The organism is Nibricoccus aquaticus (assembly GCF_002310495.1).
Lineage (GTDB): Bacteria > Verrucomicrobiota > Verrucomicrobiia > Opitutales > Opitutaceae > Nibricoccus > Nibricoccus aquaticus.
In genome coordinates this window covers 1,551,824-1,577,605 of the sequence record NZ_CP023344.1, presented here as the reverse complement: position 1 = coordinate 1,577,605, position 25,782 = coordinate 1,551,824, and the positions used below count along the sequence as shown (strand labels likewise).

Below are 25,782 nucleotides of genomic sequence, written 5' to 3'. Positions count from 1 at the left end.
CTCATGCTCAGGAAAATTTTGATCGTTGACGATGATGCGATCGCGCGAATGGCGGTTGCTGGAGTGCTCGAATCGGAGAATGCGTGGACACTCACCCAGGCCGGAGACGGGCGGCAGGCGCTCGATCTGCTCGAAGCTGGATTCCGCCCCGACCTTTGTTTGCTCGACGTCCGCATGCCGTTGATCGACGGGCTCGAGTTTACCCGGCGCGTACGCGCGGATGAACGCTTCCGCGACCTGAAGATCGTGGTGACTTCAGGCTCCACGGATCGCGAAGCGATCGTGGCCTTTGCGCGACTCCGGGTCTCGGGGTTTCTGCCAAAACCCTGTTCGGCCGAGAAGATTTTCGGCGTATTGCGGCCTTTGCTCGCTCCTGCGACGCCAGCTTGAGGTGGGTTAGCTCCCGTGAAAAAGACCGGCTTTTCCGGTGCGCGCGCGTTCGCTTTACTCGAACTGTCTGAAAAGCCTGCCGGTCCCATCGACGGTAAATGGCGCACCTTTCCCGGACCTGCGTCGTCTAACCCGCTAAACCCCGATGAAGTTCACGCCTCTTACAGCCACGGCCCTGGCTCTTTGCTTTGCGACTGCTTCCAGCTGTCAGCTGTGCGCGCAGGCATCCCCGCAAACGCCATCCGTATCAGCGTCTGAGGCGAGGCTGCCTGGCTACCGCTACGATTTTAGTCCCGGCGTGAGAAACACTGCCGACGGTTTCTTGCCCATCACGCAGGAAAGCCTTTTCACACCGGCCAGTGGTTTCGGTTTCGAGGCAGCTGGCGTAACGGCTCTGGATCGCGGCGATTCTCACACCGGCGACCGCCCTGTCTATTTCTCCGTCGCCGTGCCTGAGGGAAATTATCGCGTCACCGTCACCCTCGGCGACAGTGCCCGGGAAACCGATACGACCATCAAGGCCGAATCCCGCCGCCTCGTCGTCGAGCACGCCACGACCAAGCCCGGCGAATTTCTCACACGCAGCTTCACGGTAAACGTCCGCAACGCCACGCTCACACCGCCGCCGCTTAACGCCCCCGGCGGCACCCGCGTCATCCTCAACGACCGCGAGCAAGGCGTCCTCCACTGGGACGATAAACTCACCCTTGAGTTCAACGGCCCGCGCCCCGCCGTCCGCTCGCTCGAAATCGTTCCCGTCACCGACGCCGTCACCGTCTTCCTCGCCGGCGATTCCACCGTCACCGATCAACCGCGCGAGCCCGGCGCGAGCTGGGGTCAGATGCTCCCGCGCTTTTTCAAAGACAACGTCGCCGTCGCCAACCACGCCGAGTCCGGCGAGACGATGAAGTCATTTCTCACCGCGCACCGCTTCGGCAAGCTCCTCAGCGCGATGAAGCCGGGCGACTATCTATTCATCCAATTCGGTCACAACGACTCGAAAGCCCAGTGGCCGCAGACCTACGTCGAGCCCTTCACCACCTACAAAGCCTACTTGAAGGTTTTCATCGCCGAAGCCCGCCGCCGGGGAGCCACGCCCGTGCTTGTCACGTCGATGCACCGCCGGAATTTCGACGATCACGGCAAAATCAAAAACACCCATGGCGATTATCCCGAAGCCGTCCGCCAGGTCGCACGCGAGGAGGCTGTCGCGCTCATCGATCTCCACGCCATGAGCGCGCAACTCTACGAAGCGCTCGGCCCCGAAAAATCCCCGCTCGCCTTCAGCAACAATGGCAAGGACGCCACGCATCACAACAACTACGGCGCCTACGAACTCGCGCAGTGCATCGTCACCGGCATCCGCGCCGCGAAGCTCCCGCTCGCCGATCTGCTCGCCGGCGACGCCCCGCAGTTTGATCCAGCGAAACCCGATTCCGTCGAGAGCTTCTCGCTCCCCGCCAGCCCTGGACGTTCCACGCAGAAACCTCGCGGCGACTAACTACCATGGCTCGCGCACTCATTCTCTCCGCGCTGCTCGCGACCACTTCGCTCACCGCCGCCGAACCGGCTGTTTCAACGCAGACCGTTGCTGCCCCGCTTCACTATGACATCCGCGCTTTCGGCGCTACCGGCGACGGCCAGGCACTCGACACCGACGCCATCAATCGCGCAATCGAAGCCGCCCACGCCGCTGGCGGCGGCACGGTCTATTTTCCGGCAGGCACGTACCTGAGTTTCTCCATCCGGCTCAAAAGCAATCTCACGCTCCACCTCGGCGCGGGCGCGACCCTCCGTGCCGCCAAACCCGAGAAACACGGCGAGAAGTACGACGCCGCCGAGCCCACCGAATGGGGCACGTATCAAGACTTCGGGCACAGCCACTGGCGGAACAGCCTGATCTGGGGCGAGAACCTGGAAAACATCTCCATCACCGGCCCTGGCCGCATCGACGGCACCGACGCGCTCACCCGCCGCGGCCCCGGCCCGCGCGGCTCGACTCCTGGCGCCGTCGGCGATCTCCCCGAAGCCATGCGCGCCGCCCGCGCCGCAAATCCTCCGGTCGATTCTGCTCCGCCCCCGCGTTTCTCCATGGAAGGGCAGGGCAACAAAGCCATCGCGCTTAAACTCTGCCGCAACGTTACGCTTCGTGATTTCTCGATGCTCGCTTGCGGGCACTTCGCGCTGCTTGCGACCGGCGTGGATAATCTCGCGATCGACAATCTCCGCGTGGATACCAACCGCGACGGTTTCGACATCGACGCCTGCCGCAACGTCTGCGTCTCCAATTGCTTCGTCAACTCACCCAACGACGACGCGATCTGCCTTAAAAGTTCTTACGGCCTTGGTTTCGCGCGCGCCTGCGAAAACATCACGATTACCAACTGCCAGGTGAGCGGTTATGACCTCGGCACATTTCTCGACGGCACGTTCAAGCGGACGATGCAGCAAGCTCCCGACCGCGACGGCCCGACTGGTCGCATCAAGTTCGGCACGGAGTCGAACGGCGGCTTTAAGAATATCACGATCTCCAACTGCGTCTTCGACCGCAGCCGTGGGCTGGCGATCGAGACGGTGGACGGCGGTGTGATCGAGGATGTGACGGTGACGAATATCACGATGCGCGATGTGACGACTGCGCCGATCTTCCTTCGCCTCGGCAACCGCGCCCGCGGCCCTGAAGGCACGCCGGTGGGCGCTATCCGCCGCGTGACCATCAGTAATCTCACCGCGTCCGGCGTCGATCCGCGCTACGCCTCGATCATCGCTGGAATCGCCGGACATCCGATTAAGGATGTCACGCTAAGCAACATTCGCATCGTCTATCGCGGCGGCGGCACCGCTGAGGACGCAGCTATCGAGCCGCCCGAGAAAGACGCCGCCTATCCGGAGCCCAGCATGTTCGGGAAAATTCCCGCGTACGGAATTTTCGTGCGCCATGCGAAGAACTTGAAGGTGCGGAACGTAGAAGTTTCTTTCGAGCAGCCGGAGGCGCGTCCGGCGGTGGTGATGCATTCGGTCAAGGGCGCCCGATTCGATCTGTTCTCGGCGCAGCGTGTGGATGGTGTTCCGGTTTTTTCGCTACGCGATGTCAGCGATTTTGAAGTGCGTGGCAGCGAAGGTGTGGCCGATCTGAAACGCACGAACGTTGTCTCGGAGAAATTTTGAGACATGGGAAAAGGCTCATTCATTTTGTGTCGGGCTGGTCGCCGGCTGGAATTTTCTGCATTCATCAACGCATGAGATCATTCGTGTTTCTCTTTCTGAGTTTGAACGTGGCGGCCCATGCAGCAGTGCGGCTGGCGAGTCCGTTTACGTCGCACATGGTGTTGCAACGTGAGCGCGCAGTGCCGGTGTGGGGGACGGCGGAGGCAGGAGAGCGTGTGAGCGTGAGTTTTGGCGGGCAGGAAAAGAGCGTGGTCGCGGATGCGAGTGGGAAATGGCGCGTGGATCTGGATGCGCTGGAGGCTTCGGGGGAGGGACGCTTGTTTCGTGTGAGCGGATCGGAGACGGCGGAGCCGCTTGTGCTGAATGATGTGCTGGTGGGTGAAGTGTGGCTGTGCTCGGGGCAGTCGAACATGGTCTTCACGGTTTCGAAGTCGGCCTACAAGTGGGCGGGCGTGACGAATGAGGCGCAGGAAATCGCGGCGGCGAATTATCCTCAGATCCGTATGTTCACGGGCGAGGCGGCGAAGGCGTATGAGCCGCAGGCGCGCGTAGGCGGCGAGTGGCGCGTGTGTTCGCCGGAGACGGTGCCGGGGTTTTCGGCGATCGGGTATTTTTTCGCGCGCGATCTTCAGAAAGAACTGAAGGTGCCAGTAGGCATCGTGACGCTGGCGTACGGCGCGAGTTGCGCGGAGGCGTGGGTGCGGCGCGAGGCATTGGCGGCCGATGAGAAGTTGCGGCCGATGCTGGAGAAGTTCGATGCGGAGGTGGCGGCGTTTCGGGCGCTGCCGAAAGTGAGCACGAGCGAGCCAGCGGAGGTGCGTTCGCAGGATATAAACGCGGCTGCTGCGCCGAAGCCGAAGGCGCCGAAAGATCCGGTGCAGGATCAGCATAACGCGACCGTGATGTTCAACGGCATGATTGCGCCAGTGATTCCGTACGCGATGCGAGGCGTGTTGTGGTATCAAGGCGAGTCGATCACGGGCGGTGCGGAGGGTGTGGCGCTTTATCCGCGGGTGCAGACATCGCTCGTGAATGACTGGCGCGCGTTGTGGAGGCAGGGAGATTTTCCGTTCTACATCGTGCAGCTCGCGGGGCAGAACCAGCCCAGCAACCGCCCGGAAGTACGCGAGGCGCAGGCGACGGTGCTGGCGCTCAAGAGCACGGGCATGGCGGTCGCGACGGACATCGGCGAAGAGAAGAACGTGCATCCGTACAACAAACAGGATGTCGGCGACCGGTTGGTGCGGATCGCGCTCGCAAATGCGTATGGAAAACCGGTGGAGTTTTCAGGGCCGCAGTATGCTGCGATGAGTGTGGAAGGTGGGGCGATCCGGCTGACATTCTCGCATGCGGCGGGCGGCTTGGTAGCGCGCGACGGTCTGCTGAAGTGGTTCGAGGTCGCGGGCGCTGACGGAAAGTTTGTGGCGGCGGAAGCGCGGATCGACGGCGACTCGGTCGTGGTGCAAAGCGCTGACGTGGCGGAGCCGAAGGCGGCGCGGTATGCGTGGGTGAATTTTCCGGACGGCGGGCATCTGTATAACGGAGCAGGGCTGCCTGCCCCACAGTTTCGGACAAATGCGGTGAAGTAATTTTAAGCGATGAAACTCAAACTTGCGGTGGCATTTTTTCTCATGGCCTCGGTGGCTTCCGCCTTTGTGGCGGTAACTGATTGGGATCGGCAGGTATTGGCGTTTGAGCGTGGTTGGCGGTTCTTCAGGGGAGATGTGGCAGGCGCGGAGCAGGCGGCGTTCGATCATGCGAACTGGCAGGTGGTGTCTGTACCGCATGACTGGAGCATCGGGGGGCCGTTTGATGAGCAGGCGGCGACGCGGGGAGACGGCGGATTTTTGCCGTCGGGCGTCAGTTGGTATCGGAAGACGTTTTCGTTGCCTGGTGGTTTTAAGGATGAGCGTCGTTTGTTCGTCGAGTTCGATGGCGTGATGGCGAACAGCGAGGTGTGGATTAACGGGCACTCGCTGGGCAAACGGCCGAATGGATACGTGAGCCTTCGCTATGATCTGACGCCGCATCTGCGAGCCGGAGCGAACGTGATCGCGGTGAAAACGGATACAAGTGCGCAGCCAGCGTCGCGCTGGTACACAGGCGCGGGAATTTACCGGCATGTGCGGTTGATCGAGACGGCCGATGTGAGGTTCGAGCGCTGGAGTACGTTTGTGACGACTCCGATTGCAACGACCGCCAATGCGCGTGTTGAAGTGAAGACGATGATCGTGAATACGAGCGCTGCGGAGCGCGTCGTTCGGGTCCGTTTGGGATTGTTCGATCCGGCTGGGGTGAAGCTGGATGAACTGGAGTCGCCTGTGAGGAAACTGGTGCCTGGAGAGACGGCTGAAATGGGCGAAAACTTTTTCGTGAGATCGCCGCTTCTATGGGATGTACAGACGCCACGACTTTATCGTGTCTCGGTCGAGTTGATTGAAGGTGAGCGGAAAGGCTCCGGTGGAGAGATGATGTTGGGTTCGGAATTGGTAGAGCCGGGGCTGCGTCGGCTCGGCGTCGAATCAGTCGCCTTCGGCATCCGCGAATTTCGTTTCGAAGCGGCGACGGGGTTTTGGCTGAATGGGAAAAATTTGAAGATCAAAGGCGTGTGTCTGCATCACGATGGCGGGGCGTTTGGGGCGGCGGTGCCGTTGCGGATTTGGGAGCAGCGGCTGGAGCAGATGAAGGCGCTTGGGGTGAACGCGATCCGGACGGCGCATAATCCGGTGGCGCCGGAGTTTTTAGATCTGTGCGACCGGATGGGTTTTCTCGTGATGCACGAGGTGCTCGACGCATGGCACAAGGGGAAGCGGAAGGCGGATGGGGCGACGTATTTCGATGAGTGGGGGTTGATCGATGTGCGCGACACGGTGAGGCGCGACCGGAATCATCCGAGCATCATTCTGTATAGCGCGGGCAACGAGATCCATGACACGCGCCAACCGGAGTCTGCGAAGAAGACCCTGGCGTCGCTGATCGAGGTTTATCATCGGGAAGATCCGACGCGGCCGGTGACGCAGGCGATTTTCCGGCCGAATGCGACGGGCGATTACAAGAACGGGTTTGCCGACATGCTCGACGTGATCGGACAGAACTATCGCGAGCGGGAGATTGTCGATGCGCACAAGGCGAACACGGCGCGGAAGATCGTCGGTACAGAAAACGGGCATCAGAGCCATGTGTGGACGGCGCTCCGCGATAACGCGCCGTACGCGGGGCAGTTCATCTGGACGGGGATCGACTATCTCGGTGAGTCGCGGAAGTGGCCGTTCATCGCGGCGGATTTTGGCGTGGTGATGCGCGACGGCTCGATGCGGCCGCGCAGCTACGAGCGGATGAGCTGGTGGTCGGAGACGCCGATGGTGCATCTGACGCGGAGCATGAGTGAGCGCGCGCCACCGCCGGTTGATCCGGGATACGAAACAGCTGCGCAGATCGCGGTGCTGGCGGCTCAGCAGAAGGAGCCGGAGATGCGCTCGGACTGGACGCCGGAGAATCGCGAGCCGCACGAGGAGACGGTGGACGTTTTTAGCAACTGCGATGAGGTGGAGTTGTTTCTCAACGGGCGTTCGCTTGGAGTGAAAGGACGCGTGGAGAACGCGAGGCCGCGGATGTGGAAGGTTACTTACGAGCCGGGCGAGATTCGCGCCGTCGCGAAGAATGCCGGGAAGGTCGTGGCGACGCATGAGCTGCGGACGGCGAGCGCCGCGGCGAAGCTGCGGCTGACGCCGGATCGGGCGCGCGTGCAAAATCACTGGGACGATGTGGTGCGCGTCGAGGTGGAGATCGTTGATACGGCTGGTGTGCGCGTTCCGTCGGCGGAGCCACTTGTTGAGTTTTCGATCAGCGGGCCGGGCGTGATCGCAGCCGTGGATAATGGCGACAACGCGAGCCATGAGTTGTTTCAGGCACCGCGGCGCACGGCGATGGATGGGCGTTGCACCGTTTATGTGAAGGCGTCGGCCGCGAAGGGGCGCATCGTTTTGACGGCGGCTGCGTCTGGCCTTGCAGACGCGTCGATAGACCTCGAAACGCTTCCCTGATTTCACACACCTCTCCATTTTATGAAACGCACCCAACGTTGGTTGTCTCTCGTGCTGGCTGTCTGTGCTGGTTTCGCGACGTCTGTGTCTGCGCAGCGGCAGATGGAAAAACTCGATCGCGGCGTGGTCGCCGTGCACCAGCCGGATGGAAAAGTGTTTGTGAGCTGGCGTCTGCTGGCGACGGATCCGGACGGCGTGACCTTTAATGTTTATCGCACGACGACGATGCGCGAGAGCGAGCGGGCGGATGGGGGCGGGACGTTTGCGTCACGGCCGGATGCGGGTGGTGGCACGGTGAAGGTAAATGCTGATCCGGTGAAGGGAGGCACGTGGGTGCTGGATGCACGGGCCACGCTGGCACGCGCGACGGAGTACTCGGTGAAGCCGGTGATCGACGGGAAAGAAGGCGAGGCGTTGGGAAGTTATAAACTCGCCGCTGGCGCGGCGCCTCTGCCGTATCACTCGGTACCCTTGCAAACGCCGGCGGGCTATGTGCCGGGCGACAGTTCGCTGGGCGATCTCGATGGAGACGGGCAATATGAGATCGTCGTTCACCAGTGTGGCATGGGTAAGGATAATTCGCAGCCGGGCATGACGGATGCACCTATTTTCCAGGCGTACAAACTCGACGGCACGCTGCTGTGGACGATCAACCTTGGGAAAAACATCCGCGAGGGCGCGCACTATACGCAGTTCCTCGTGTACGACTTCGATGGAGACGGGCGTGCGGAGTTTGTCTGCAAGACGGCGGACGGCACGGTTGACGGGAAGGGCAAGGTCATCGGTGATGCGAATGCGGTCTGGGTATCGCAGGAAGATCCGAACCAGCCGGCACCGGCTCCGGGGCAACGACGTCCGGAAGGGAGCAGCCGTGCGGGGTTTATTTTGAAAGGGCCGGAGTTTCTCACGGTGTTCGACGGGCTTACGGGCGCGGCGCTGGCGACGGAGAAGTATGTGCCAGGGCGGCATCCGGAGACGGAGAATCCGACGGCGGACCAGATGAAGGAAGTCTGGGGTGACGGTCACGGAAACCGGCTGGATCGTTATCTGGCGGGTGTTGCGTATCTCGACGGCGAGCGGCCGAGCATCGTAATGTGCCGCGGTTATTATACGCGTACTGTGCTGGCGGCATGGGACTGGCGCGGCGGGAAGCTGACGCAGCGCTGGGTGTTCGACAGCGATTCATCGGACGAGAACAAAAAGTACCGCGGGCAGGGAAATCATAACCTGAGCGTGGCGGATGTGGACGGCGACGGACGCGATGAGATCGTGTACGGCGCGGCGGTGATCGATGACGATGGCAAGGGCCTTTACTCGACGGGCTGGGGTCACGGTGACGCGCTGCATGTGAGCGATCATGTGCCGGAGAATCCTGGGCTGGAGGTATTCGATATTCAGGAGCGCTTCGACAAGCAGGGCATGAGCATGCGCGATGCGAAGACGGGGCGGCCGATTTTCACGGTGCCTTCGGTGAAGGCGGCGGATGATGGCGGCGACAAAGGCGAAGGCCCGGGGCGTGGAGTGGCGGCGAACATCGATCCGCGTTTCCCTGGCTCGGAGTCGTGGGCGGCGGGTGCTGGCATGGACGGTGTGTATAACGCGAAGGGAGAAAAAATCCTGGAGAAGCGGCCGCGCGGGTTCTCGTGCAATTTCCTCGTGTGGTGGGATGGCGATTTGCTGCGCGAGCTGCTCGATCAGAATGCGGTCTCGAAGTGGAATTGGGAGACGGGGCAGGTGGACACGTTGCTCGTGGCTCATGCGTGCCAGTCGAACAACGGGACGAAATCGAATCCGGCGGTGAGCGCGGATCTGTGGGGCGACTGGCGCGAGGAAGTGATCTGGCGCACGCGCGATAATAAGGAGCTGCGCATCTACACGAGTACGATTCCGACGAAGCACCGGATCGTGTCGCTCATGCAAGATCCGCAGTACCGGTTGTCGATCGCGTGGCAGAATGTGGCGTACAACCAGCCTCCGCATACGGGTTTCTATCTGGATGAGTCGGCGCCGTTGCCGAAGAAGCCGGTGATCAAAATCGTGGGTTCGAGCGCAGTGAAGTGAGGAAGTGGAGACGGCGGGAGGGGACGTGAGGGGCGGCGCTTGATAAGTGCCGGTCCGGGGCGGACCGCTCGCTGGCGCTCGCGGCTACGGCTGGTTATTGGGCGAGGGTGCGGGCGAGGTTTTCGCGGGCTTCGGTGAACTGGGGGGCGAGTTTGATGGCTTGCTCGAAGCAGGCGCGGGCGTCGGCCATGCGGCCGATCTGGGCGGAGGCGATGCCGAGATTATTGAAGGCCTCGGGAGAATCGGGGGTGAGTTTGAGGAGATCCTGGTAGAGCGGAATGGCGTCGGCGGGGCGACCGGTTTGCAGGAGGGTGAGGGCTAGGCGGCTGAGGGCGTCGGCGTAGTTGGGAAAGTCCGACACGAGGGCGCGGTAGCGGAGGAGGGCTTCGTCGGTGCGGCCGGAGAGGGCGAGGGCGTTGCCGAGGTTGAGGCGGAGGGCTGGATCGTGGAGGCCGAGGCGGAGGGCGGTTTCGAAGTGGGGAACGGCGTCGGCGGGGCGCGATGCGGCGAGAAGCGCAATGGCGAGGTTGGCGTGGGCTTCGGGGAGGTCGGGGCCGGAGGAGGCGGCTTGTTCGAAGTGGCGGAGGGCTTCGTCAGTGCGGCCGGTCATGGCGAAGGCGCGGCCGAGGTTGATGAGGGTGCGCGGGTGGGCGGGAGATTTTTCCAGGACGAGGTGGTACTCGGCGATGGCTTCGGGGATGTGGCCGGTGGCGACGAGGGCGTTGCCGAGGTTGTTGCGGGCGTCGATGGCGTCGGGGTCGAGCGCGAGGACTTCGCGGAAGCGGGTGGCGGCGTCGGCGGGGCGGCGGGCGGCGAGGAGGGCGTTGCCGAGATTGTAGCGGGAGTCGGTGGAGGAGGGTTTGAGTTCGAGGGCGCGGGAGAGGTGGGTGAGGGCACCCTCGACGTCGTTTTGTTCGAGGAGGATTTTACCGAGGTTGTAGTGGGCTTCGTGGAAGTCGGGTTTGATTTCGAGGGCGCGGCGAAGAATGGCGATGGCTTCGGCGGGTTGGTTGAGCTCGGCGAGGCTGCTGGCTATGCCGGTGCGCGCGCCGAGGTCATCGGGGGCGATGGCGGCGGCTTGCTGAAAGGCGGCAAGGGCACGCGGGTAGTCGTGTTTTTTGGCGTGCAGATTACCGAGGTTGACGAGGGAGCGCTGGTTGAGGGGAGCGTCGATGCGGTTTTTTTCCCAGAGGGTAAACGCGTCGCGGTAGTCGTTATTGCGGTTGAAGGAGAGCGAGGCGGCGATGACGGCGAGCGCTAGCGCGAGGGCGAGGCCGAGGCGGGCGTGGGCGCGATGGAGCAGGAGGACGAAGGCGAGCATCAGCGGGGCGAGGGCGAGGTACATGCGGTGCTCGGCCATCGTCTGCGTGATGACGGGGACGACGCTCGAAGTCGGTGCGAGCACGGCGAAGAAGACGGTGCCGAGGAAGCCGAGGGCGGGGCGTTTCCAGAGGGCGAAAAGCGTGGCGAGGCCGAGGGCCACGAGGGCGAAGAACTGAGGTGCGACGGTGGAGAAGCGGGAGACGGTGGTGGTGCCGTAGTCGAGGACGAGCGGGTGCGGCCAGGCGGTGAGCCGGAGGTAGTGCGTGAGCGCGTGGCACTGGGTGAGGAAATAATTCCAGGAGGTGATGGTATCGTGCGCGCCAACAGTGCCACCGCGGTTGCCGGTGGAGAGGATGCAGGCGGCGAGGAGGAGCCAGGTGGCGGCGAGGGCGAGGTGGAGTTTTTTGTGCGCGCGCCAGGCGGCGGAGAAGGAGCCGGAAACGAAGGTGCGATCGAAGAGGAAGACGATGAGCGGGGCGGAGACCATGACCTCCTTGGAGGCCATGCCGGCAAGGCAGGCGAGGACGGTGAGGATCTGCCAGCGGCGGGAGGACGAAGGCGTGTCGATGGAGCGGACGAAACTGTAGAGCGTGAGGAGGTAGAAGAGGCCGACGAGAGATTCGGCGCGTTGAACGATGTAGGTGACGGACTCGGTCTGGAGCGGGTGGAGTGCCCAGAGGGCGGATACGGCGAGGGCGAGTGCAGAGGCGGAGTGTTGAGAGTTGAGAGCTGAGGGTTGAGAGACAGAGGAGAGGCGGAGGGTGCGGCGGGTGAGGGCGAAGAGGGTGAGGGCGGCGAGGAAGTGGATGAGGAGGTTGAGCGCGTGGTAGCCGGGGACGGAGTTGCGGGTGAGGGCCCAGTTGAGGGCGAAGGTGGCGTTGAGCAGGGGGCGCCCGCTGACAGTGACACCGCTGTCGGAGGGAGGGAGGACGGCGGTGCGCCAGCTGCGGAGGGTGAGGTTTTCGGAGATGGAGGAATCGTCGTCGAAGAGGAAGGGGACGCGGAAGGAGTTTGAGTAAGTGGCGAGCAGGGCGAGGCCGAGGACGAGGGCGGCGATGAGCGGCCAGGGCAGGCGGAGGGTGGTGGCTGGGGTGGGCGGCTGCGCGGGGGGCATGGGAAAGATTTTCGATTTTGGATTATCGATTTTCGATTGCGGAGACGAGATTCGGAAGGGCGCAAAAGAAATAGGTCCTATAGGTCGGATGCGACCTATAGGACCTATGGGAGGAACCGGAAGAAAGAAGGCGAGAGGGTGGTGCGGAGGTGCGAGAATTGAGAGCGTCCGGAAGCGGGGTGAGGGCACCCCGCCTACATCGGGAGGACTTTAGAAGAGGGCGCTGGCGGCGACGCCGACGGCGGTGATGGGGCCCTGGTCGCCGAGGCCGTCCATGGCGCGGTCCACTTTGCGGAGGGTGCTCTGCATGTCTTTGGCGAGGTTGTCGTTGGTGATGAGCTGGCCGAAGGTGCTCTTGGGGTCGTTCAACTTGTCGGAGACTTCGCGGACGTTCTTCACGGTGACGCGGAGGTTGTCGGCGGTGGGTTGGTCGTAGAGGAGGACGCCGAGGGCGCCCTGGCCGCTTTTCACCTGGGCGATGATGTCTTTGGTGTCGGTCATGAACGCGCGGGCGTCGGTGGCGGCGGCTTTGATTTCGGTGACGGTGGCGAGGAGCTGGTCGTAGGCGGCCTGGTCGTAGATGAGTTTGCCGAGGGTGCCTTCGCCGGAGCGGATCTGGGCGGTGATTTTTTCAAGATTGCCGGTGGTTTCGGTGATCTTGGCGCTGTTATCGGTGATGAGCTTGTCGATTTTTTGGAAGATGCCGCCGCCGCCTTCGGAACCGGAGCCCATGGAGCCGCTGATCTGGCCGAGGGTGCTTTTGATTTCCTGACCGAGGTTGCCGAGGTCGCCGATGATCTGGTTGAGGTCGGCGACGTCCTTGGTGCGGAGCTGTCCGCCGGAAGGAACGGTGCCGGCGTCGGGTTTGCCGAGGTCGAGGGAGATGTAGTTGGCGCCGAGGAGGCCGGCCATCGCGATGATGGCGGTGGCGTCCTGGGCGATCTGGACCTCGTTGCTGATGCGGAGGACGGCTTCGGCCTTGCCGCCGGTGAGGCGGGTTTTCTCGACGGTGCCGATCTGGACGCCGGCCATGCGGACGTCGTTGCCGGCCTTGAGTTCTTTGAGGGAGGAGAAGGCGGCGGTGACGGTGTAGCCCTCCTTGGTGGAGAAGCGGCCGTTGTGGAGGGCTTCGAAGGTGACCCAGATGAGGGCCAGCCCGATGATGAAGAACAGGCCCACTCGGGCGGTCATTTGGTTCTGGTTCATGATGACTCCAATTGCTGGTAGCGTGGTTTTTTAAGATCGATGGTGGGATTCAAAAAGTCTTTCACGGCGGGGTCTTCGACTTTGCGAAGTTCGGCCGGGGAGCAGAGGGCGCGGAGCTCGCCTTTCATGAGGAGGGCGACGCGGTCGGAGATGGTGAGGGCGAGGTCGCGGTCGTGGGAGACGACGATGCTGGTGACGTTGAATTCGGTTTTCAGGGTCGCGATGATCTCGGTGATCGTGGCGGACATGACGGGGTCGAGTTCGGAGGTGGGCTCGTCGTAGAGGAGCAGTTGAGGCTCCATGACGAGGGCACGGGCGATGGCGACGCGTTTCTTCATGCCGCCGGAGAGCTCGGAGGGGAATTTCTTCACGGCGTTTTCGAGCGAGAGGATTTTGAGCGCGCGCATGACGCGGTCGCGCATTTCCTTTTTCGGGCAGAGCCGGTGTTCGAGGAGGTAGAGGGCGAGGTTGTCGTAAACGGAGATGGAGTTGAAGAGCGCGCCGGCCTGGAAGACGAGGGCGATGGCGAAGCGGTCGCGGGTGTCGGGATCGGCGGGGTCGAGGCCGTTGATGCGGGCGGTGCCTTTGGTGGGCTGGTCGAGGCCGGCGATCTGGCGCAGGAGGACGCTTTTGCCGGAGCCGGAGGGGCCCATGATGGTGAAGATCTCGCCGGGCTTCACCGTGAGGGAGATGTCTTTGAGCACGCGCTGGGTGCCGAAGTTTTTAGAGAGGCCGGAGACCTCGACGCCGACGGGCGGGCGGGCGGTGCCGGCGCAACTGCTGCGTTCTTGGATGATGGCTTTTTTCATCAGGCGAGGGCTTTGGTGATGAAGTAATCGAGCACGAGGATGGCCACGAGGGAGAAGACGACGGAGCGTGTGACGGCGTGGCCGATTTCGCGCGGGCCGCCGGTGGTGCGCAGGCCGGTGTTGCAGGCGATGAGGATGATGACGAAGCCGAAGATCTCGGCTTTGATGAGGCCGTCCATGACCTTGCTGACGGTCATGTAGGCGCGGAGGCTTTGGAAGTATTGCGATGGTTCGACGCCGATTTCGGCGACGTATTTGCAGACGACGGCGCCGCCGAACCAGCCGACGACGACGCCGATGATGGTGAGCACCGGCATGTAGATGAGGACGGCGAGCAGGCGGGGAAGGACGAGGAAGCGCTCGGGGGGGATGTTCATGGTCACGAGCGCATCGATTTCCTGATACACCTTCATGGAGGCGAGCTCGGCGGTGATGGCGGAGCCGACGCGGCCGGCGAGGAGGATGGCGACCATGAGGGGGCCGAGTTCGCGCACGAGGGATTCACCGACGAGCGTGCCGATGAGTTGCTTCGCGCCGAAATCTTTCAGGGTGATGCCGGCCTGGAGGGCGAGCACCGCACCGATGAAAAAGCTGAGGACAGTGACGATCCACAGGGAGGCGTAGCCGCCGAGGAAGGCCTGTTCGACGACGCGCTTGAGGATGCGCGGGGCGCTGGGCAGCGTGGCGAAGGCGCGGCCGGTGAGGAGCAACGCGCTGCCGAAGGCGTCGAGCAGGGTGTTGAGGTTTTTCATGGTTGGGCGGCGGAAGTAGCGAGTAGGTCGGACTCGGAAGGCGCAGGCGCGGACTGAGCGGCGGAGCTGATGATCGCCGGGGCGGGGCGGCGTTTGAATTTGAAGAGGAAGGGGCGCCAGCCGCGGGTGGCGGTGCGGTCGAAGCCGATCACACCGGCGAGGAGGGCGACGCGTTTTTCGGCGGGGCGTTTTTCGATGCCGAGGAGGGGGCCGAGATGAAATTCGCGCTGCTGGGGGGCGCGTTTCCAGGTGACGAGATTCCAGAGGAGGGAGTGGCGGGAATTTTCCGCGGACGAGCGGTCGTAGCGGTAGAGCGCGAACAGCGGGCTGTACACGGTGCGGATGGTTTCGTTGTGAGGGAAAAAAACTTCGAGGGGGCTGAGGGCCTGGATCTGGCGGCGGCCGGCGCCGTTATCCCAAGTGGTGAAGAGGGGCCAGAGGTGGGTTTTGTGCGCGGGGGCGGAGGTGGTGCTGGTGGCGCTGCGCTGCCCGGTGGAATTGTAGACGAAGTAGAGGATCTGGCGTTTGGTCTGGATGATCGGGCCTTCGTCGGAGATGTGCTGGCGCCAGAGGGGCCAGAGGAGCCAGGTTTTTTCGACGCCTTTGCCGGAGGAGTGGGTGTAGAACGGAGCCCAGCGGTTGACGTGGCGGTCGTCGCCACGGCCTTGAACGAAGAGGGGCCAGAAGTAGCGGGTTTCGTGATACTGGCGGGGTGCAGTGCGGTCGAACCAGCCGAAGAAAGGCCAGAGGTAGGTTTTGCTGGCGGAGTTTTCGTCGATGGTGCTGGCGTAGAATGGGAGAAAGCCCTGGCGGATGTCAGGCTGCGGAGCGGAGAGGTTTTTCTCGTTCTTGTAGATGAGGGGCCAGAGGTAGAACTGTTCGCGGTATTCGCCGGGTTTGGCGCGGTAGCCGAAGAGGGGGAAGAGCTCGAAGCCGGAGTTGCCCTGGCCGCGGAGGACTTTGATGAAGGGCCAGGGGGCGGTGGTGGTGGTGACGCCGTTTTTTTCGAAGCGGCCGTAGAGCGGGAAGACGACCCAGGACCAGCGGTCGAGGCCGAAGCGGTAGGTGACGTTGCCGTAGAGCGGGAAGAGGGCTCGGTAAGAGGTCTCGGGGTTGCCGGTCTGGCGGGAGAAGTAGAAGGGCCAGACTTCGAAGGCGGTGCGTTCGCGGGAGGCGGGGCCGGTGACGTGGTTGGCGGAGGGCGACTCGCGGTTGATGAGGGAGAAGATTTTCCAGCGGCTGCCGAAGGGCGAGTAGGTGTATTGAAAAAGCGGAGGCAGGACGTAGGCGTTGAGGACGCGGCCGGTGGCGTCGGTTTTTTGGACGTAGAAGGGGCGGAAGCCGGAGACGCGGACGGCGGTGTCGAGGCGCGGGGGCTCGGTGGGGAGCGGCTGGCTGAAGAGGAAGGGGCCGGCGGAGGTCCAGGAGTTGACCGGGGCGGACTCGGAAGAGGGCAGCGGGGAGAGGGCCGCGAGCAGGGCGGAGGCGGAGGGCGTGGCGGCGTTTTGGGTTTCTTGAGCCGTGGGTTCCTGGAGCTGGCCGACCCAGAGGGGCCAGAGGTTACGCTCTTTGGCGTGCGCGGCGGCGGCCAGCGCGGCGGTGAGGCCGAGCATCGCGGTGAGGCGACGGGAGCGTTGTGAGTTGGTAGTCAGAAGGAGGGCGCGATCATCCGCTTCGCGTGGCACGGGTGAGTCGGCAACCGGGCCAGATGCGAAGATCGTTAGGGGCCTAACCAAGAGGAGTCGGGCGTTGGGTAGCAATTTATTAAATGAACGAGAGCGCAGACTTGTCAGGCGATGAGGGCAGAGCGGGCGGCGAGGTGATGCGGGTGGATGGCGCGGAGGCCGGGTGGGCGTTGTGCTCCCGGCGAGTGGCGGCCGGGTCTCAGACGGTGAGGTGCTGGCCGGGTTCCATGACTCGGAATAAATCGGGCGCGATCCTACCCTCTGCTAGGGATTTGCAGAGGTCGGCGGGTGGGGCGAGGCGGGGTTCGTCGGTGAGTTGAAAGGTGCCCCAGTGCATGCCGACGCTGAGGCGGGAATGGAGGTCGCGGTGGATTTGGACGGCTTCGGCGGGGTTGACGTGCTGGTCGCGCATGAACCAGCGGGGTTCGTAGGCACCGATGGGGAGGAGGGAGAGGTCGGGGGGGCCGAGGCGGGTGGCGATGTCGTGGAAGATCGCGGGGTGATAGCCGGTGTCGCCGGCGAAGAAGACGCGGCGGGCGGGGGTGGTTATCATGAAGCCGCCCCAAAGGCGTCCGCAGCGGGGGCCGGTGAGGCGGTTGGACCAGTGTTGGGCGGGGGTGAAGGTGATGGTGGCGTTTTCGAGTGCGTGGGTTTGCCACCAGTCGAGTTCGACGATGCGGGTGAGTTTCGCGCGGCGGAGGAGGGGGCGGAAGCCGAGGGGGGCGATGATGAGCGGGTCGTGGGCGCGGGCGAGGAGGCGGAGCGCGGGTAGGTCGCAGTGGTCGTAGTGGTCGTGGCTGAGGAGGATGGCGTCGATGCGCGGGAGGGACTCGAAGGCGAGGCCGGGGGCGTGGATGCGGCGTGGACCGATTTTGCCGAGGAGGCCGATGCGTTCGCTGAAGACGGGGTCGGTGATGATCGTGAGTCCCGCGAACTGGAGGAGGAAGGTGGAGTGGTTGACCCAGGTGGCGGTGACGGCGGGGGAGTCAGCGGGAGGTGCGTGTGGGGCGATGCGCGGGGTGATGGAGACGGGAAGCCAGTCGGGGACGCGGCGGGTGAGGCGCCAGCGGAGGACTTTGCCGAAGTGCGGGAGCGGTGGGGCGCCGGGGTTGAAGAAGCGGGAGCCGTCGCAGTGGTCGGTGAGGGGGAAGCGAGGCATGGGCGGCGACGGTGTGGAGGAAGCGGAAGAGTCGGAAGACGGTAGAGGAGAACGGAGGATTTTATTTAGCCGGCGCGGCGGGGGCGGGCGGCGCGGGGGCGGCGGGCGTGAGTGTATTCAGAAAAGCGATCAGGTCGGCGCGGGTGGCGGCGTTGGGAACGGCAAGCGCCATGGTGGTGCCGGGGACGACGGTGGTGGGAGCGGCAAGGTATTTGTCCAAGGTGGGAGCGTCCCAGGTGAGGGCGGATTTTTTCATGGCGTCGGAGAAGGCGAAGCCGTCGAGGGTGCCGGCGGTGCGGCCGGCGACGCCGAGGAGGGCGGGGCCGGTGATGCGATTATCGGCGGTGGTGGCGTGGCAGGCGGCGCATTGGGCGGCGAAGGTGCGGCGGCCTTTTGCGGGGTTGCCGTCGGCGGCGGATGCGGCGGCGGGAAGAACGAGGGCGAGCAGGAGAGGCGCGAGGATTCGCGGGGAGGTCGGCATGGTGGGGAGGGAAGCGGGGAGGGGCGCGGGTGCAAGCGGTGCGGCGGGTTTACGGTGTGGTTGGGGATGGGGCGTGCGGTTTTTGGAGTTGGTTGAAGAGGTGAATGACGGGAGTGGGGCGACGGAGGTTGGCCTTGCGGGGTGCGGGGTGGGCGGGTGTGTTGGCGCGCATGAAAACACGGATCGACGAACGAGCGGGCGCGGAGTGCGGAGGGGGCGGGCGATGCGTATAAGCGGGGGAGCGGCGCGGGGAATCACGCTGGTGACGCCGAAGGGCGATGCGACGCGGCCGGCGACGGACGGGGTGCGGCAGGGCGTTTTTTCGAGCATCGCGTCGCGGGTGCCGGGGGCGTGGTTTGTGGATTTGTTCGCGGGGAGCGGCGCGTATGGACTGGAGGCGGTGAGCCGCGGGGCGGCGGGGGGATTTTTCGTCGAGAAGGCGGCGAAAGCGGCGGCGTGTGTGCAGAAGAATATCGCGGCGGTGTGCAAGAGCGCGGGGCATGATGCGCGGACGCTCAGCGTGGCGCAGGCGGATGTGTTGAACTGGAAACTGCCGGCGGGCGCGGCGGTGCCGGATCTGATTTTTGTCGATCCACCGTATGAGATTATCGGCGACGTGGCGGAGAGCGTGTTCGCGAAGCTGAGCGAGATGCTGGCGGCGAAGGACGATCCGGTGATCGTTTTTGAGATGCCAGGGGAGATAACGCTGGAGCCGGCGGGGTGGACGTGTGTGCGGCGGCTGGGGAAGGGCGCGCGGCAGCCGACGGTGTGTTTTTATCGGAAAGCGGAGCGGGCGGTGGCGGAGGCTACGACGTAGAAGTGACGGAAGAGATCGCGGAAACGCGGAGGCGCGGAAGGGGAAAGAGGAGAGGAGGTGCGGTGAGGAGCGGTCGGTCGTGCAGGAGGCGGAGTCCGCGCCTTAAGTGGCGCGGCTACATCAGGCCTAGGCGGGCTTTGACGATGGCGACGGCGGCGGTGACGGCGGTCTCGGCTCGGAGAACGCGCGAGCCGAGATGAGCGAGGGTGAAGTTGTTTGCACGGAGCAGATCGCGCTCGGCGGGGGACCAGCCGCGTTCGGAGCCGATGGCGAGGGTCACGGGTGAAGCGTGAGAGGCGGGTGATAAGTGCGCTGCTGAGAGAGGTGCGGGTGACTCGTAGTTGTCGAGCGCGATGCGGGGCGCGGAGGGTGTGAGAGCGGCGATCAGGGCGGGGAGTTGAGTTGTCCAGGTGACTTCGGGGAGGCGGGTGCAGAAGGCTTGTTCGGCGCCGGTGATGAGGTGGCGGCGCCATTCGCCGGAGGACCAGAGGGAGCTTTGGACGTAGGAAGGTTCGCCGCGTTCGGAGGGGAAAAAGTGGAGCGAGGAGACGCCGAGGGCGGTGGCTTCCTGGAGGATTTTGCGGGCGGTCTGCGGGCGGGGGAGTCCGACGAGGAGCGTGATCGGATCGACGGGCGGGGGCGGTTCGCTCCACGCGAAGGTGAGGGTGAGGGAGGAGTCGGAGATCGCGGCGAGGGTGCCTTTGCCGCGGGGGCCGTCGATGAGGCCGGCGTCGAAGGTATCGCCAATCTGGCGACGGAGGATGTCTAGGAGGTGGGCGGCTCGGGGGTCGGTGCGCGGGAGCGGGGTGGTGGCTTCGGCGGGGGTGAAGAGGAGGAGGTTCACGCGAGGGATTCGGATTACCGGAAGGATCGCGGAAACACGGAAGGGCGGAAGCGCGGAGTTTTCGGAGTAGGTCTCGCGAGGGAGGCGAAGGGAGCGAAGGTGGAGTCGGGGAGTGTGGAGGGGCGATAGCTGGCGCGACGGGGGAGTCGCGCCTCTATCGGAGGGGTTAGCCGAGGATTTTGTCGATTTGGGCGGACTCGGCGGGGGTGAGATCGGGGGAGTTGAGGGCGGCGAGGTTGTCTTCGATCTGGGCGACTTTGCTGGCGCCGATGAGGGCGGTCGTGACGGCGGGCTGGCGGAGGACCCAGAGGAGCGCGAGTTGGGCGAGGGACTGGCCGCGGGATTGGGCGAGGGTGTTGAGCTGGCGGAGCTGGGTGAGTTTGGCCTCGGTGATGTGTTCGGGTTTGAGGAAGCGTGGATCGCGGACGGCGCGGGAGTCTTCGGGGATGCCGTTGAGGTAGCGGTTGGTGAGGAGGCCTTGGGCGAGGGGGCAGAAGGGGATGGCGCCGATGCCTTCTTTGAGGAGGACGTCGAAGAGACCGCGCTCGGGCGTGCGTTCGTACATGTGGTACTTCGGCTGGTGGAGGAGGCAGGGCGTGCCGAGGTCGCGGAGGATGGCGGCGGCGCGGGCTGTCTGCTCGGGGTTGTAGTTGGAAAGTGCTACGTAGAGGGCTTTGCCGGAGCGGACGGCGAGGGCGAGGGCGCCCATGCTTTCTTCGAGCGGGGTGTCGGGATCGGGGCGGTGGTGGTAGAAGATGTCCACGTAGTCGAGACCGAGGCGTTTGAGACTTTGGTCGAGACTGGCGAGGATGTGTTTGCGCGAGCCCCATTCGCCGCAAGGACCGTCCCACATGAGGTAGCCGGCTTTGGTGGAGATGATGAGTTCGTCGCGATGGGCGGCGAGGTCTTCGCGGAGCATGCGGCCGAAGTTACGCTCGGCGGAGCCGGGAGGGGGGCCGTAGTTGTTGGCCAGATCGAAGTGGGTGATGCCGAGGTCGAAGGCGCGGAGGACGAGGGCACGGCTGTTATCGTAGAGATCGGTGTCGCCGAAGTTGTGCCAGAGGCCGAGGGAGAGGCGGGAGAGTTTCAGGCCGCTGCGGCCGGTGCGGCGGTAGAGGGCGGGGTTGGCGTAGCGGGTCGGCGAGGGTTGGTGGGACATGGGAGGAAGAGTGAAGGGTGAGTGGTGAAGAGTGAAAGGCGGCGGAAGCGGAAGGGAACGATGCGGAAGGGGGCGAGGCGTGGGCGGGGGTTACAGTCAGGAACGGAGAAATCCGAAGGTCGAAGGCCGAATGACGAAGGGACGCGCGCGAATGACCAATGACCAATGACCAATGACCAATGACCAATGACCAATGACCAATGACCAATGACCAATGACCAATGACCAATGACCAATGCGCTGGCGCGAGTAGCAGGAAAGCCGACGATGTCCAACCGGCGGGTTAAGGCTACCCCGCCCTACCTCGGAGGCGGGGCATGGACGACACGGAGGTCGTCCCTCCTGGGAGGTCAGTTGGGGAGCTCGCTGAGGAAGATCACGGTGTCTTGAGGCGCGGCGCCGATGGAGGGATCGGGGGCGGGGACGGTGAGGGTGATCTGGCGGGTGCCGGAGGGGAGCGGGTTGCCGGAGGCGTCCACGAAGGTAAGCGTGGCGGGGTATTCGCCAGGGGCGAGGCGGAGGGCTGCGAAGCTGATGTACTGAGGAAGATTATCCCAGGTGCGGGTATCGGCTTCGGAGTTGGCAGCGGAGGAGGCGATTTTGCTGATGATGCCGATGGCGGCGAGGCCGATGGCGACGTTGGCTGCGTCTTTGTTGTACGAGCCGTCGTAGCGGCGAATGTTATTGGCGGAGACGGCGGCGCCGACGAGAGCGACGTCGCCGACGGTGTTGGTCGTGCCTTTGAAGACGGCCTTGTTGCCGAGGACGTGGTCCATGATGCGGCCGCCGCGGCTGGTGGCCTGGAAGTTGATGTCGTCGTAGGCGGGGAGCTTTACGGTGCGGCCGTCGATCTGGAGGATCGCGCCGCGGGCGCGGGACTGGTCGGTGGTGAACTTGAGCTGTTCGCTGTATTCGCCACCCGCGTACTTGCGGGGGCCGCGGCCGTACTCGGCGAAGATCATGACGTTGGCTTTGCGGTCGTAGTCGGGCGGGGTGGCGCGGCCCTGGGCGCGGGCGTTGGCGCGGGAGCGGGCGAGGGCGTCGGAGCCGTCGCCGCCGAGTTTTTCGGAGGCGTAGCCGTCGAGGTAGTCGAAGAGGACGTAGTCGCCGGCGTAGGTTTTATCGACGGTGTCGCTGTCGAGGAGCTGGGCGGAGCGCATGAGGGCGCGGGCGTTGTCGGGCTCGCCGACGCTCCAGTAAACGATGCCGCGGTAGAAGCTGGCCATCGCGCGTTCGTAGGGTTCGCCGACGAAGGGTTTGTCGGACTCCTTGCGAAACATGCGACGGGAGCGGGCGGCCTCGGAGTTGATGTTGCCGTAGTTGGCGGCGGCTTGGGCGAGGGCGTCGTCGAGTTTGGCGCGGGCTTCTTCGAAGAGGCCGCGGCGCATGGCGGTGGCGGCGATGCGGTACTCCCAGAGGACTTTGTCTTTCGCGCGGGCGACGGCGAGCTGGGCGTTGCCGTCGACAAGCGCGTCGCCGGTGAGGGGGACGTATGGAGTGGGCTCGATGGTGGCGCAACCTGCGAGCATGAGCGTCGCGGTGGTGAGCGCGATGACGGCGGTGCGGGACGGGTTGAAAAACCGGCGGGACATGGAGCGGGCGAAAATGAAAGACGCCGCGCGTGAGGGCAACACGGGCGGCGTGGGATTTTTCACGTGAAGCGGGCGGTGGATGCGTTATCGCGTCGGGTGGCGGGCGGCGCTGAGCGCGGTGGGCACCGCGCCTCCATCGGGGTTATTTCGTGGTGACGGTGATATCTTCGAGGAGGGCGAGGGCGGTGGCTTCGGTGATGTCGCGGATGTCGAATTTTTTGGCGAGGGGGCCGGCTTGCTGGTCTTTGCCGAGGATGTCGGCGGAGCTGGCCTGGCCGATCACGGCGGAGTCGGAGAGACGGATCGCGGTGAGCTGGATGTCGGGGACGTTGACGGTTTCGTCACCGGCGACGCCGACCACGGTGGCGGTGCGGCTGGAGACGAGGGCTTCAATGGCGATGTCGGCGACTTTGGCGAGGGCTTCGCGGTCTTTGCGCGCGGCTTCGTCGGTCGGAGCGGTGAAATGGTCGAGGGGACGGTCGGCAATCAATGCGGCGGCGACCTTGGGGTCGGCGAGTTTGGCGCCGGCGTAGCGGAGAGGGCGGCCGAGGAGGCGTTCGACTTCGCGGGTGGTTTGCCGGTCGGCGAGCGTGGGAGCGGTTTTGCCGGTGGAGGTGTATGTGTTTTCTGCGGACACCTTGGTGGTCTTGCTATCGACCGCGCCTTTGCCGGGAGGGGTGTTGGCGGAGCCGGTGCCGGCGTTGCCGCCGCCGACGGCGACGTTGATCTGGGTCTGAGGATTGGCGGCTTCGGGCTTGGGGGCGTTGGGATCGGTCTCGAAGGAGGAATTGGTTTCGCTGCGGCCTGATTCGGTGCGTTCGGTGCGGCCGGAGAGTGTGAGGCCGGAGTTTTCGACGAGCTCGCGGTTGACGAAGACGAGGTAGCGGGGAGAGCCGAGTTTTTCGTTGGCGGCGCGGAAGGCGTCGAGGACGGCGCGGGCTTTGTCGGGGGCGATCATGGCGCCGGTGGGGCCATAGGCGCGCTGTTCGTAGTTATACACTTCGCGCGAGGCGGGGGCCTGCGGGAGGGTGTTGGTGACTGGGACGGGGGCTTCGGGCTCTTTGGCGGCGTGAGCGAGAGAAGCGAAGGCGGATGAACCAATGACCAGTGACGCAGTGAGGAGGGCGCGGGAGGTTTTCATGGCGGGAGATTTTTAAGGGTTAAAAAAATGGCCGCGCGCGAAGACGGGCATCGCGGGCGGCCGGTGAGACTTAGCGGGCCTGGCGGACGCGGACGGTGTATTTTTTGGCCTGGGTGTTCATCGAGGTGAAGCGGACGGCTTCGGTGGCGTTTTCGCCGAGGATGAGGGTTTCCCAAGGGGTTTCGTCGCCCGTTGAGAAGCCGGCTTCGTTTTTGAAGGCGCAGCTGATCTGGACCTGGATGCGGCGGTTTTCGCGGTTTTTGACGTTGGCGACGACTTCGAGGCGGCCATCGCTTTTCACGCTTTGCTGGAGGCCGGTGCAGGTGACGGAGACCTGGGTGGGCTTGTCCATGAGGACGAAGGACTCGGTGTTTTCGAGGGTGTACTTGGTGGTGTCCTGCGCGGTGAAGGGACCGGGAGGGGTTTTGCAGCCGGAGAAGGTCAGGACGGCGGCGGCGATGGGAAGGAGGAGTAGTTTTTTCATAGTATCAGGATGGCCGGTACGGTGGGCTTGATGAGGGCGAGGCGGCTGGTGGCTCAGCGGTAGGCGGCGTCTTCGAGGCCCTGTTTTTTGATTTCGGCGACGTCTTCCCAAACGATGTCGCTGGTGCGGGCGTCGATGAGTTGGAAGCTGTAGAGGATGTAGTCGCTGACGCCGGCAGTGGTGCGGGTGGACATGCCCTGGAGTTTGCCGGTGAGGAAGAAGTCGGCGCCTTTGAATTCGACGACGTTGGGGTCGGAGGCGGCGGTGACGGCACCTGATTTCTTGAGTTCGTTTTCGCGCTGGAGAGTGGCCATGCGTTCGCGGGCGAGGAAGATGACCTGACCGGCGGCCTTGGAGTTGAGCTGGGTGCGGATGCGGGTGAGGAAGATGTCTTTGTTGATGGGGAAGCGGGTCTCGTTGATGACGGGATCGATGACGACGCGCGGAGCGGTCTGGGCACGGGCGATCTGGGGGATGGCGAGGATGCTGCGGGCCATCTTGTCGGTGACGGAGACGAGGTCCTGGGACTCCACGCCGGTGCCGGCGACGAAGCCGCGTTCGTCGGCTTTCATTTCGGTGACGGGGACGCCGGAGGGATTTTGGACGCCCTGGCTGGCGCAGCCGGAGAGGAAGAGGCCGGTGGCGGCGGCGCTGAGGGCGAGGGTTTGGGAGACGAGTTTGTTCATGGTGAGGTGGTGAAGGTACTGATGGAAAAGGGAGATGAGTGGAGACACGCGATCACGGACTCGGTGACGAGCCGGAGGCGGAAGAGGTTTCCGCAGGCGTGAGTCGGGCGGCGTGGTTCAGCGACCGAAGAGGGAGTTGGCGGGGGCCATGGCAGACGAGTTACCGTAGTAGTTATTATTGATAATCACGGTCTGCGGGACGGTCTGGGCGGGGGTGGCGGGAGGCGTTTCCTCGGGGGCGGCGGTGGAGACGTAGGTGATCTCGGCGGCGCGGGCGCGTTCACGGGCGCGCTGGTCGGCGATGGAACCGAGGAGCCAGCCGGTGGTGGCACCGATGGCGGCACCGCGCCAGGGGTTGTTGCGGAGATCGCCTGAGTTGTTGCCGATGACAGCGCCGGCGATGCCGCCGAGGAGGAGGCCGGTGGAGGCGCGGCTGCGGGTGGAGGCGTAAGGTGTGTAGGAGGAACCATAGTAACCGGGCTCACGGCTGCGGCTGTAGTCGGAGTGGTACAGCGGAGAACGGTAGGAGGCGTAAGAAGGGGTGTAGTAACCGTAGTCGCGGCCGTAGCCGTTGCGGTAGGAAGGCATGGGGATCTCGCGGGATTCGCGGGAAACGGATGAGCCGAGCAGGCCGCCGACGACGGTGCCGATGGCGGCGCCTTTCCAGGCATCGTGGCCGGAGTTGTGGCCGATGATGCCACCGGCGATGCCGCCGAGGAGCGCGCCGCCAGCGGTTTCGGAACGTATGTACTGGGCGTGAGCGGTCTGGGTGACGGCGACCAAGGCAAGAAGGACGACGGTGGTTTTCATGATGGGTTGGAAGTTAGGCAACAAATGAGACCCGGGGCGGTTCGCAAGGTTTCAGCGG

General features: G+C 64.3%; 22 protein-coding genes. 8 read left to right on the top strand and 14 right to left on the bottom strand.

What is annotated here, in order from left to right; all coding sequences use genetic code 11:
* Positions 1 to 3 precede the first annotated feature (3 nt).
* The 7 genes from CMV30_RS19780 to CMV30_RS06560 all read left to right on the top strand — a co-directional run bounded on the left by CMV30_RS19780 (position 4) and on the right by CMV30_RS06560 (position 9,662).
* Entirely contained in the window at positions 4 to 390 is a 387-nt protein-coding gene (locus tag CMV30_RS19780; protein WP_175414758.1) for a response regulator, read from the top strand.
* Between the two features lie 15 nt (positions 391 to 405).
* Positions 406 to 648 (top strand): hypothetical protein, encoded by a 243-nt coding sequence (locus tag CMV30_RS19775; protein WP_175414680.1) that lies wholly within the window; start codon positions 406 to 408, stop codon positions 646 to 648.
* Between the two features lie 40 nt (positions 649 to 688).
* Positions 689 to 1,891, top strand: coding sequence for a rhamnogalacturonan acetylesterase (locus tag CMV30_RS06580; RefSeq protein ID WP_245844421.1), 1,203 nt, complete (start codon positions 689 to 691; stop codon positions 1,889 to 1,891).
* A 5-nt stretch (positions 1,892 to 1,896) separates the two neighbouring features.
* The gene (locus tag CMV30_RS06575; RefSeq protein WP_096055273.1) at positions 1,897 to 3,558 is read left to right on the top strand and encodes a rhamnogalacturonidase; all 1,662 of its coding nucleotides are present in this window, start codon (positions 1,897 to 1,899) and stop codon (positions 3,556 to 3,558) included.
* A gap of 71 nt (positions 3,559 to 3,629) precedes the next feature.
* Positions 3,630 to 5,147, top strand: coding sequence for a sialate O-acetylesterase (locus tag CMV30_RS06570; RefSeq protein ID WP_096055272.1), 1,518 nt, complete (start codon positions 3,630 to 3,632; stop codon positions 5,145 to 5,147).
* A 9-nt stretch (positions 5,148 to 5,156) separates the two neighbouring features.
* Positions 5,157 to 7,601 (top strand): glycoside hydrolase family 2 TIM barrel-domain containing protein, encoded by a 2,445-nt coding sequence (locus CMV30_RS06565; RefSeq protein ID WP_096055271.1) that lies wholly within the window; start codon positions 5,157 to 5,159, stop codon positions 7,599 to 7,601.
* A gap of 21 nt (positions 7,602 to 7,622) precedes the next feature.
* The gene (locus CMV30_RS06560; protein WP_096055270.1) at positions 7,623 to 9,662 is read left to right on the top strand and encodes a rhamnogalacturonan lyase; all 2,040 of its coding nucleotides are present in this window, start codon (positions 7,623 to 7,625) and stop codon (positions 9,660 to 9,662) included.
* A 94-nt stretch (positions 9,663 to 9,756) separates the two neighbouring features.
* On the opposite strand, the gene CMV30_RS06555 is transcribed toward CMV30_RS06560, so the two are convergent.
* The 7 genes from CMV30_RS06555 to CMV30_RS06525 all read right to left on the bottom strand — a co-directional run bounded on the left by CMV30_RS06555 (position 9,757) and on the right by CMV30_RS06525 (position 18,191).
* Entirely contained in the window at positions 9,757 to 12,099 is a 2,343-nt protein-coding gene (locus tag CMV30_RS06555; protein WP_096055269.1) for a tetratricopeptide repeat protein, read from the bottom strand.
* 210 nt (positions 12,100 to 12,309) lie between these two features.
* Positions 12,310 to 13,305 (bottom strand): MlaD family protein, encoded by a 996-nt coding sequence (locus CMV30_RS06550; RefSeq protein ID WP_096055268.1) that lies wholly within the window; start codon positions 13,303 to 13,305, stop codon positions 12,310 to 12,312.
* Entirely contained in the window at positions 13,302 to 14,114 is an 813-nt protein-coding gene (locus tag CMV30_RS06545) for an ABC transporter ATP-binding protein (protein ID WP_096055267.1), read from the bottom strand. Before CMV30_RS06545 ends, CMV30_RS06550 begins: the two co-directional genes overlap by 4 nt.
* On the bottom strand, positions 14,114 to 14,866 hold the full coding sequence (locus CMV30_RS06540) for an MlaE family ABC transporter permease (RefSeq protein WP_096055266.1): 753 nt from the start codon (positions 14,864 to 14,866) through the stop codon (positions 14,114 to 14,116). Before CMV30_RS06540 ends, CMV30_RS06545 begins: the two co-directional genes overlap by 1 nt.
* Positions 14,863 to 16,551 (bottom strand): hypothetical protein, encoded by a 1,689-nt coding sequence (locus tag CMV30_RS06535; protein ID WP_096055265.1) that lies wholly within the window; start codon positions 16,549 to 16,551, stop codon positions 14,863 to 14,865. Before CMV30_RS06535 ends, CMV30_RS06540 begins: the two co-directional genes overlap by 4 nt.
* A 199-nt stretch (positions 16,552 to 16,750) precedes the next feature.
* Positions 16,751 to 17,710, bottom strand: coding sequence for an MBL fold metallo-hydrolase (locus CMV30_RS06530; protein ID WP_096055264.1), 960 nt, complete (start codon positions 17,708 to 17,710; stop codon positions 16,751 to 16,753).
* A gap of 61 nt (positions 17,711 to 17,771) precedes the next feature.
* Positions 17,772 to 18,191, bottom strand: a complete 420-nt coding sequence (locus CMV30_RS06525) for a c-type cytochrome (protein ID WP_096055263.1) — start codon at positions 18,189 to 18,191, stop codon at positions 17,772 to 17,774.
* A gap of 223 nt (positions 18,192 to 18,414) precedes the next feature.
* On the opposite strand from CMV30_RS06525, the gene CMV30_RS06520 reads away from it, so the two are divergent.
* The gene (locus tag CMV30_RS06520; RefSeq protein WP_096057653.1) at positions 18,415 to 19,008 is read left to right on the top strand and encodes an RsmD family RNA methyltransferase; all 594 of its coding nucleotides are present in this window, start codon (positions 18,415 to 18,417) and stop codon (positions 19,006 to 19,008) included.
* 115 nt (positions 19,009 to 19,123) lie between these two features.
* Here CMV30_RS06520 and CMV30_RS06515 read toward each other — a convergent pair whose 3' ends face one another.
* The 7 genes from CMV30_RS06515 to CMV30_RS19770 all read right to left on the bottom strand — a co-directional run bounded on the left by CMV30_RS06515 (position 19,124) and on the right by CMV30_RS19770 (position 25,724).
* Positions 19,124 to 19,852 (bottom strand): 16S rRNA (uracil(1498)-N(3))-methyltransferase, encoded by a 729-nt coding sequence (locus CMV30_RS06515; protein WP_245844420.1) that lies wholly within the window; start codon positions 19,850 to 19,852, stop codon positions 19,124 to 19,126.
* A gap of 166 nt (positions 19,853 to 20,018) precedes the next feature.
* On the bottom strand, positions 20,019 to 21,011 hold the full coding sequence (locus CMV30_RS06510) for an aldo/keto reductase (protein WP_096055261.1): 993 nt from the start codon (positions 21,009 to 21,011) through the stop codon (positions 20,019 to 20,021).
* Between the two features lie 350 nt (positions 21,012 to 21,361).
* On the bottom strand, positions 21,362 to 22,603 hold the full coding sequence (locus tag CMV30_RS06505; protein WP_138223171.1) for a COG3014 family protein: 1,242 nt from the start codon (positions 22,601 to 22,603) through the stop codon (positions 21,362 to 21,364).
* A 142-nt stretch (positions 22,604 to 22,745) separates the two neighbouring features.
* Positions 22,746 to 23,744, bottom strand: a complete 999-nt coding sequence (locus CMV30_RS06500; RefSeq protein WP_096055259.1) for a hypothetical protein — start codon at positions 23,742 to 23,744, stop codon at positions 22,746 to 22,748.
* Positions 23,745 to 23,814: 70 nt separating this feature from the next.
* Entirely contained in the window at positions 23,815 to 24,228 is a 414-nt protein-coding gene (locus tag CMV30_RS06495) for a YcfL family putative periplasmic lipoprotein (protein ID WP_096055258.1), read from the bottom strand.
* Positions 24,229 to 24,281: 53 nt separating this feature from the next.
* Positions 24,282 to 24,914: a penicillin-binding protein activator LpoB gene (locus tag CMV30_RS06490; RefSeq protein ID WP_096057652.1), complete on the bottom strand. Its 633-nt coding sequence runs from the start codon at positions 24,912 to 24,914 to the stop codon at positions 24,282 to 24,284.
* Positions 24,915 to 25,031: 117 nt separating this feature from the next.
* Positions 25,032 to 25,724, bottom strand: a complete 693-nt coding sequence (locus CMV30_RS19770) for a glycine zipper 2TM domain-containing protein (protein WP_096055257.1) — start codon at positions 25,722 to 25,724, stop codon at positions 25,032 to 25,034.
* Positions 25,725 to 25,782 lie beyond the last annotated feature (58 nt).

What these genes read in the sequence shown, in the direction of transcription:
- CMV30_RS06505 (WP_138223171.1), bottom strand. Translation starts at nt 22,603, where the DNA reads ATGTCCCGCCGGTTTTTCAACCCGTCCCGCACCGCCGTCATCGCGCTC.
- CMV30_RS06560 (WP_096055270.1), top strand. Translation starts at nt 7,623, where the DNA reads ATGAAACGCACCCAACGTTGGTTGTCTCTCGTGCTGGCTGTCTGTGCT.
- CMV30_RS06500 (WP_096055259.1), bottom strand. Translation starts at nt 23,744, where the DNA reads ATGAAAACCTCCCGCGCCCTCCTCACTGCGTCACTGGTCATTGGTTCA.
- CMV30_RS06520 (WP_096057653.1), top strand. Translation starts at nt 18,415, where the DNA reads ATGCGTATAAGCGGGGGAGCGGCGCGGGGAATCACGCTGGTGACGCCG.
- CMV30_RS06550 (WP_096055268.1), bottom strand. Translation starts at nt 13,305, where the DNA reads ATGAACCAGAACCAAATGACCGCCCGAGTGGGCCTGTTCTTCATCATC.
- CMV30_RS06490 (WP_096057652.1), bottom strand. Translation starts at nt 24,914, where the DNA reads ATGAACAAACTCGTCTCCCAAACCCTCGCCCTCAGCGCCGCCGCCACC.
- CMV30_RS06575 (WP_096055273.1), top strand. Translation starts at nt 1,897, where the DNA reads ATGGCTCGCGCACTCATTCTCTCCGCGCTGCTCGCGACCACTTCGCTC.
- CMV30_RS19770 (WP_096055257.1), bottom strand. Translation starts at nt 25,724, where the DNA reads ATGAAAACCACCGTCGTCCTTCTTGCCTTGGTCGCCGTCACCCAGACC.
- CMV30_RS06510 (WP_096055261.1), bottom strand. Translation starts at nt 21,011, where the DNA reads ATGTCCCACCAACCCTCGCCGACCCGCTACGCCAACCCCGCCCTCTAC.
- CMV30_RS06545 (WP_096055267.1), bottom strand. Translation starts at nt 14,114, where the DNA reads ATGAAAAAAGCCATCATCCAAGAACGCAGCAGTTGCGCCGGCACCGCC.
- CMV30_RS06530 (WP_096055264.1), bottom strand. Translation starts at nt 17,710, where the DNA reads ATGCCTCGCTTCCCCCTCACCGACCACTGCGACGGCTCCCGCTTCTTC.
- CMV30_RS06540 (WP_096055266.1), bottom strand. Translation starts at nt 14,866, where the DNA reads ATGAAAAACCTCAACACCCTGCTCGACGCCTTCGGCAGCGCGTTGCTC.
- CMV30_RS06555 (WP_096055269.1), bottom strand. Translation starts at nt 12,099, where the DNA reads ATGCCCCCCGCGCAGCCGCCCACCCCAGCCACCACCCTCCGCCTGCCC.
- CMV30_RS06565 (WP_096055271.1), top strand. Translation starts at nt 5,157, where the DNA reads ATGAAACTCAAACTTGCGGTGGCATTTTTTCTCATGGCCTCGGTGGCT.
- CMV30_RS06570 (WP_096055272.1), top strand. Translation starts at nt 3,630, where the DNA reads ATGAGATCATTCGTGTTTCTCTTTCTGAGTTTGAACGTGGCGGCCCAT.
- CMV30_RS19780 (WP_175414758.1), top strand. Translation starts at nt 4, where the DNA reads ATGCTCAGGAAAATTTTGATCGTTGACGATGATGCGATCGCGCGAATG.
- CMV30_RS06495 (WP_096055258.1), bottom strand. Translation starts at nt 24,228, where the DNA reads ATGAAAAAACTACTCCTCCTTCCCATCGCCGCCGCCGTCCTGACCTTC.
- CMV30_RS06525 (WP_096055263.1), bottom strand. Translation starts at nt 18,191, where the DNA reads ATGCCGACCTCCCCGCGAATCCTCGCGCCTCTCCTGCTCGCCCTCGTT.